We start from the raw sequence: 6,853 nt of genomic DNA, 5'->3' as shown, positions 1-6,853 counted from the left end.
CACAACCTTGCCAAGGTTGGGGTCGAGGGTTCGAATCCCTTCGCCCGCTCCAGTGGTCCCTTCGGGGAAAAACAAAAAAGCGGTCCTTCGGGGCCGCTTTTTGCTTTTGGGGCCGTTTCCGCCTGGAATTTCGCCGGTTCTACTTCTTGCCGCCCATCAAGGCGATGAAGTCGGCGGCCTTGTCCTTCTCGTACATCGAGCCGGTGGTGATGTCGAAGCTGGGTTTGATTCCGCCGGCCTGCATCGCGGCAAGCGAGAGGGCGAGATAGCTCTGGGCCTGCGGGTCCTGCCAGGAGGCCGGCCGCCCCCTCGGGTGGTAACTCAGGCGCTTATGCCACCATCGACAAGAATGCCCGAACCGGTAACGTAGGCGGCGCCAGGCCCGGCGAGGAAGGCAACGGCCTCGGCGACCTCCCGGGTCTTGCCGTAGCGGGCAATAGACAGGCTCGGGAGGATGGAAGGCGCGAGAGGGCCGTCGGCGGGGTTCATGTCGGTGTCGATTGGGCCGGGGCGGACCAGATTGACGGTAATGTCACGAGGGCCGAGTTCACGGGCGAGACCGCGGGTGAAGCTCTCCATCGCGGATTTGGTGGCCGCATAGACTGCTATACCAGCGAACGGGACAGACAGACCCGCATTGCTGCCGATAGTGACGACACGGCCGCCATTCGGGATGTGTTGCAGCGCAACCTGGGTGGTCACGAAAACGCCGCGCACATTGACATTCAGCTGCAGGTCGATCTCCTCCAGTGATTGCGCGGAAAAGGCACCCGCAATGAGGACGCCAGCGTTGTTGACCAGGATGTCAAGGCCGCCGAGGTCGGTCACGGTCTGTTCGACCGCTGTCTTCGCGGCTTCCGGGCAGGCGGCATCGGCTTGGATGGCGAGGGCCTTGCGACCCAGGGCACGAATCTCAGCGGCGAGAGCCTCTGCCTTGTCGGCCGATTTTTCGTAAGTGATAGCGACGTCGGCGCCGTCTTCGGCCAGCTTCAGCGCGATGGCCGCGCCGATGCCGCGCGCCGCACCCGTAACAAGGGCGCGCTTGCCGGCGAGAGGAAGAGTGGCACTGTTCATGGCAGTATTCCTAGGTTAGATCATTTCTGTATCGTTCAACACAGAAATGGTTATCGACCTTGCCCTGCCAGCACAAGAGAATTATGTAACGGTTAGCAAAAAAAGAGAACCGCATGATGCCGCACCCATCGGCGCCCCTTGCTCCGAAGCGGGGCCGCCCTGTCAGTTTCGATCGAGAGGAGGTCTTGGAACAGGCAATGCGCGTGTTCTGGGCGAAGGGCTTTGCCGGCGCCTCAATGAGTGACCTCATTGGCGCCATGGGCATCGCCTCGCCCAGCCTCTACGCAGCCTTCGGTTCCAAGGAGAACCTCTATCGTGCGGCGCTCGATCACTATGTGGGGCTTCACAAGGAGGTCGTGTTGCGCATCATGGAACTGCCGACAGCACGCGAAAGTATCGAAGGCCTGTTGCGCAACGCCGTCACCGTCTTCTCCCGTACGGACTTCCCGAGTGGATGTATGGTCGAGCAGACGGCCGGGGAGGCCTGCGACATGTCTCCCGAACTCGTGGTGAGCCTTTGCGAAATGCGCGCGGCTAATGACGAGAACTTCTCGACACGGCTGCGCAAGGGTGTTGAGGACGGCGATGTCGCCGCCGGGACCGATATCCGCGCCGTCGCCGCCTTCTATGCTACCGTCCACAAGGGCTTGAGCCTCAGCGCGCGGGGCGGGACCGGGCCGGACGAACTGAATTCCGCCGTCACTTCGGCCATGGCGGCCTGGCCGTTGCTGGCGGGGTCCTGAGAGCCCGAGTCCAAGAGCCTGTTTCAACTGGGCGCTGGACTACGCCCCATATGTGAGACAGCAAAATTAAGGTATGAGGAGCGGGTTGGGTTAGAGATCTAATGTCGCGAGAAGTTTGGCGTTCCCACCTTCTTCTATCGCTACCGCACCGCGGACGGCGTCGAACTGCTGGTGGAGCACAAGGCTGCGCCGAGCCGCGACCGCATGGCCGACATTCTGCGCAGCCTCCGTAAGGCCTTTGCCAACGGGGAATGACGTAGCTCCCTACTTCTTGCCGCCCATCAAGGCGATGAAGTCGGCGGCCTTGTCCTTTTCGTACATCGAGCCGGTGGTGATGTCGAAGCCGGGCTTGATTCCGCCGGCCTGCATCGCGGCGAGCGAGAGGGCGAGATAGCTCTGGGCCTGCGGGTCCTGCCAGGCCGCCGCCAGAACATAGCCGTCCTGCACCTCGTTGGCGGTATCGAGCGAATTGCCCCAGCCGACCACCGGAATTTCGCCGGGCTTCACGCCGACCTGGTCGAACACGCGCTTGATCGAGCCGGAGACGAGATCGCCAAGCGGGAGAATCGCCTTGATCTTGCTGCGATTGGCCGTGAGGTAGTCGCTCATGCGCGAGATGATGTCGGCCTGGTCGAGCGTCGAATCGGTGACCTCCCAGCTGATGTTCAGCGGCTTGAACACGCTGGCGATGCCCTTTTCCTGGTCGGCGCCATAGGTAGCGCCGGGCACTTCCACCGGCATCCAGACGAAATCGCCGGATTTCACCAATCCCTTGTCGACGAGGTAGCGGGCGTGGTCGGCGCCGGCCTTGACGTTGTCGCCGCCCACGAAGGTGGAAAAGCGCACGGTCTTGTCGTCGGAGTTGAAGGCGATCACCGGGATCTTCTTGGCGTTGGCTTCCTCGACCGGCTTCACCAGGCTGCCGGCTGCGGGACTGGCCGTGACGATGCCGTCGGCACCCGCCGCGATCGCCGCCCGGATGGCTTCCTGCTGCGAGGCGACGTCGCCATTGTGGAAGGAGGTGTTGACCTTGTTGCCGGTGTCCTTGGCCCATTGCTCGGCGCCGGCCAGGAAATAGGTCCAGACCGGGTCGGCGGCCGAGCCATGGGAGATCCAGTAGAACGTCTTTGGAGCCGCCTCTGCCGGCGACGGTGCAGACGAGAACGCCATGCACAGCGCGGCGCCGGCGCCGAGACCCCAGCGCGCTACCCGCCCGGCCAGTACTTTCAGTGACATCAGATCCTCCCGATGTGATTGTTTGTTGTGCTTGTGAGGTTGCGGCCGGCCCCCAGGGCTGGTTCGCGCGTCCCCGACGAAACATCCTACATCGGCGGGCACTGCCGGATGCCGCAGATTCCACTCTTCTTGTGCTGACAGGTTTTTCGATCCGGCGGAATCACGCGGGATCGAGCCTTGCTTCTGTGGATCGAAGGCCGGCGCGCTGGCTCCGGCAGGCCTGTACAGGCTGCGTCAGGGCCCGATCTGCCGAGCCTTGGCGAAGGCTTCGGCCTGCCGTTCCGCCTCTTCACGCTCTGCCACCAGGCGCTCGGCGCGCTTTTCGCGCCGCCAGGCGATCAGGCTGTTGATGGTGAGCGCGGCGAAGCCGAGCGTGTAGACCGCGGCGACGAAGGCGCTGAACCAGGCATTGTTGTCGCCTGTCCGCAAAGCTCGCTGGAGTTCGATATAGGTGGCGATGCCGTAGATCAGTACCACCAGCATGATGAAGTTCTGCACCCGCGCGCCGAAGCGCCGGAGGATGAGATGCAGGCACAGATAGAAGAACGGCATCACCACGGCATTGGCGACGATGCGGCCGATCGGATGGAAGATCGAGGGCAGCATCTCACCGAGCCAGCGCGCGCCGAAAAACGGGACAGCCAGGAGCAGGGCATAGAGCAGGCCGAGGCCGGTCCAATCCAGCAGGCGATTGGAAAACGCCGGTCTCGTCGGTTCTGCCGTCATGATCCCGTTCCGTGGACTGTACCCGCTTCGGATTTAAGCACATTCCGAAGCTGATAACAGAGGAAACAGGGCCGCTGCGATCAGGCCGCGCCAGCTTCGCGGATGACGCGGCCGAGCCGTTCGATGCCCTGGTCGATCGCGGTGTCATTGGCCAGCGAGAAAGAGAGCCTGATCGTGTTGGCGCCCGAGCCGTCTGCATGGAAGGCTCGGCCGGGCACGAAGGCGATGCGGGCGGTCTCGATGGCGCGGGCCAGCAGGCGGGCGCCATCCATGCCATCGGGCAGCGTCACCCACACGAACATGCCGCCTTCGGGGCGCGACCAGCGCACGCCCTCGGGCATGTGGCGTTCCAGCGCCGCCAGCATGCGGTCGCGGCGATGGCGATAGGCGCCGCGGATCTTCTCGACCTGGGCCGGGAAGGCGTGCTCGGCCACGTGGTGCATCGCCATCTGGTTGATGGTGGGGCTGTGCAGGTCGGAAGCCTGCTTCATCAGCACCAGCTTCTTGATCACGCCGGCGGCGGCGCAGATCCAGCCCATGCGCAGGCCCGGCGCCAGCGTCTTGGAGAAGCTGCCGCAGGAGATGGTGCGGGTGGCATCGATACCGCCCTCGCGGGCGATGTCGAGCGCCAGGATCGGCGGCACGTCGATGCCATCATAGCGTAGCGACTGATAGGCTGTGTCCTCGATCACCACGATGTCGAGTTCGCGCGCGAGGTCGAGCACGCGCTCACGCCCGGCCCGGTCCAGTGTCTCGCCGGTGGGGTTGGCGAAATCCGGGGTCAGATAGGCGAACTTCACCCGGCCGCCTGCCTTTGCGGCGGCATCGGCATAGGCCGAGGGGGTCATGTTGCCTTCCACCGGCGCCAGCCTGTCGTAGCGCGGCTCATAGGCATTGAAGGCCTGCAGCGCGCCGAGATAGGTCGGCCAGGTGACGAGGGCAGTGTCGCCGGGCGAGAGCAAGAGCTTGCCGAGATAGTCGAGCGCCTGTTGCGACCCCGAAGTGATCAGGATGTTGTCCGGCCCGCAGGCCACGCCGATGCGCCGCATCTGCCTGACCACCCAGTCGCGCAGGGGCGGAAAGCCCTCGCTGGTGGAATATTGCAGCGCCGCGCCGGCGCTGACATCACCGAGCACGCTGGCATAGGCCGTCCGGAACGCTTCGTTCGGAAACAGAGCGGGGTCGGGAATGCCGCCGGCGAAGGAAATGATGTCCGGCTGCTCGAGCAGTTTCAAAAGTTCGCGGATTTCCGAGGCACGCATCCGTCCCGCCCGCGTGGCGAAGATCGCTTCCCAGTCCAAGGTCCTGTTCTCCTGACAGACGGCCGCGAGGTGCTTGCCGTCATATGGCCATCGCATCGCCTGCCCAATTTCAGGGCGCGATGCTCATGTTGCGTGCAGCATCCTCCCTGCGAAAAAATATGTCAATAATGCTGACGTATTTTTTCGCTTGTTGCGCGAACCGGGGGGGACGACATTCGTCGGCGAGCGGTTGGCCGCCAGAGAGTCCGGCGCGTGGATTTCCATCACGATGGTGACTGTTTCAGTTTTCGGAGATACCTCGGCCTTGAGCCAAGAGGCTGTACTGGTACTATTATCCCTGTTTCTACTGATGCCACAACACTAGCGGGCGCTAGAAGCGGCAGGGAGAACATTGCATGTTGCTCGAATTCATGATTTGATCTTCGCTTGGCTAGTGAAATTGGAGGGAATCTGATGATTGAACCAATTTCTTCTTCTTTCTATCTCTCGATTTTTGATAGTTCTCTAGAGTCATTTAAAGGGAATGAAATATCTGCCGATATAACGGCATCCGAGCGCGCTGATCTCATCTCGAACATCTTGGAGAATAGGGAGCCGTTGACGGGTTTATTGCCTGAGGAAACGGCCACTCTTCTCCACCTCGTGCGTCAAAGACCGGATCAGGCACTTCGCACGATGGTTGTCGACGCGGCCCGCATGCAGCGCCGGAGAACCTTCGGCCAGAGCGTGGCGACGATGGTGCCGATCGAGGTGACCTCCTTTTGCGCCAGCACCTGCCGTTTCTGCGGCTGGCGCGCCGACAACAAGGAGATGGTGCGCCTTTCCATCACCGAAACCGCCATCCGCGAGCAGGCGCGCATCCTGGCGCGCAAGGGTTTCTCGCATTTCGAGATCGCCGGCGGTGACGACCTGACCCTGTTGCAGCAGCACCTCAAGGGGTTGGTGCGCGGCCTCAAGGAAGAAACGTCGGCGGTCAACCCCGAGGCGCGCGTCTCGGTCTGCCTGGTGCCGATGCATGAGCAGCATTATCGCGACCTCCGGCAGGAGGGGCTCGATTGCGTGCTGACCTGGCAGGAGACCTATGACCGCGAACTCTACGGCTATCATATTCCGAGCGGACCGAAAGCCTGGGGTGTCGACGAGCAATTGCGCCTGCAGAAGAAGACCGACGAACCCGTCGGTTTCCTGCATCGGCTGCGCTCCCAGGAACTGGCCATCCGCGCCGGCCTGCAGGCCGGGCTCGGGGCCATGATCGGCCTGTCCAAGGTCACCGAGGCCGATATCCTCTCCGTCGTCCTGCATGGCCGCCGGCTGATCGAGCATTATGGCGATGCGGTCGAGCCCTTGATCATCGGCATGCCGGCCTGGAACCCGATCCTGACCCAGGCGAGCGACAACCGCCCCGCCAGCGAGTTCGACTTCGATACCCAGGGCAATTTCGAGCTGATCGCCGCCATCTATCTTTTGGCTTTTCCCGACCGCATGGCCTGGGTCTTCGCCAATGGACGGGTGCCGCCGGATATCCAGACCGACTGCGTCGAGACGGCCTGCTGCTTCACCTCGACCCTGGTCCAGATCTCGCCGGGCGCCTATCTCGATTTCAAGCAATCGGAACTCGACACCATGTTCGAGCGGGTGCGCGGCGTTGCCGAGGCGACACCGACCTTCGAGGAGGTGATGTCGGGCGAGCAGTTCATGCATTATTTCGCCAGCCATGAGGAGTTCGTCGCCGGCTTCGAGGCACGCAACCTGCATGTCGTCTCCGACCGCAGCTATTTGCGGCGGGCCGATTGGGCCGTTGCCGCGGAATGA

At 62.9% G+C, this 6,853-nt stretch carries 6 protein-coding genes; 2 read left to right on the top strand and 4 right to left on the bottom strand.

Translation table 11 applies throughout. The features are described from left to right. Window positions 1-321 precede the first annotated feature (321 nt). The gene (locus QM672_RS15035) at window positions 322-1,074 is read right to left on the bottom strand and encodes an SDR family oxidoreductase (RefSeq protein ID WP_415083459.1); all 753 of its coding nucleotides are present in this window, start codon (window positions 1,072-1,074) and stop codon (window positions 322-324) included. A 113-nt stretch (window positions 1,075-1,187) separates the two neighbouring features. Here QM672_RS15035 and QM672_RS15030 point away from each other — a divergent pair, with 113 nt between their 5' ends. Beyond that, window positions 1,188-1,817, top strand: coding sequence for a TetR/AcrR family transcriptional regulator (locus QM672_RS15030; protein WP_415083457.1), 630 nt, complete (start codon window positions 1,188-1,190; stop codon window positions 1,815-1,817). Window positions 1,818-2,081: 264 nt separating this feature from the next. On the opposite strand, the gene QM672_RS15025 is transcribed toward QM672_RS15030, so the two are convergent. The 3 genes from QM672_RS15025 to QM672_RS15015 form a co-directional block, all read right to left on the bottom strand. Then, window positions 2,082-2,987 carry a substrate-binding domain-containing protein gene (locus QM672_RS15025; RefSeq protein WP_149255506.1) on the bottom strand — a complete coding sequence of 302 codons (906 nt, stop codon included), beginning with the start codon at window positions 2,985-2,987 and terminating at the stop codon, window positions 2,082-2,084. A gap of 300 nt (window positions 2,988-3,287) precedes the next feature. Next, window positions 3,288-3,779: a hypothetical protein gene (locus tag QM672_RS15020; protein WP_311933746.1), complete on the bottom strand. Its 492-nt coding sequence runs from the start codon at window positions 3,777-3,779 to the stop codon at window positions 3,288-3,290. Between the two features lie 80 nt (window positions 3,780-3,859). Then, a complete protein-coding gene (locus tag QM672_RS15015) occupies window positions 3,860-5,041 on the bottom strand; it encodes a PLP-dependent aminotransferase family protein (RefSeq protein ID WP_415083468.1) in 1,182 nt (393 codons plus the stop codon). Window positions 5,042-5,716: 675 nt separating this feature from the next. Here QM672_RS15015 and QM672_RS15010 point away from each other — a divergent pair. Beyond that, on the top strand, window positions 5,717-6,853 hold the full coding sequence (locus QM672_RS15010; RefSeq protein WP_367624210.1) for a radical SAM protein: 1,137 nt from the start codon (window positions 5,717-5,719) through the stop codon (window positions 6,851-6,853).

The organism is Labrys sp. (in: a-proteobacteria), from assembly GCF_047605565.1.
Taxonomy (GTDB): Bacteria; Pseudomonadota; Alphaproteobacteria; order Rhizobiales; family Labraceae; genus Labrys; species Labrys neptuniae.
This window is presented reverse-complemented; position numbering and strand designations above follow the sequence as displayed.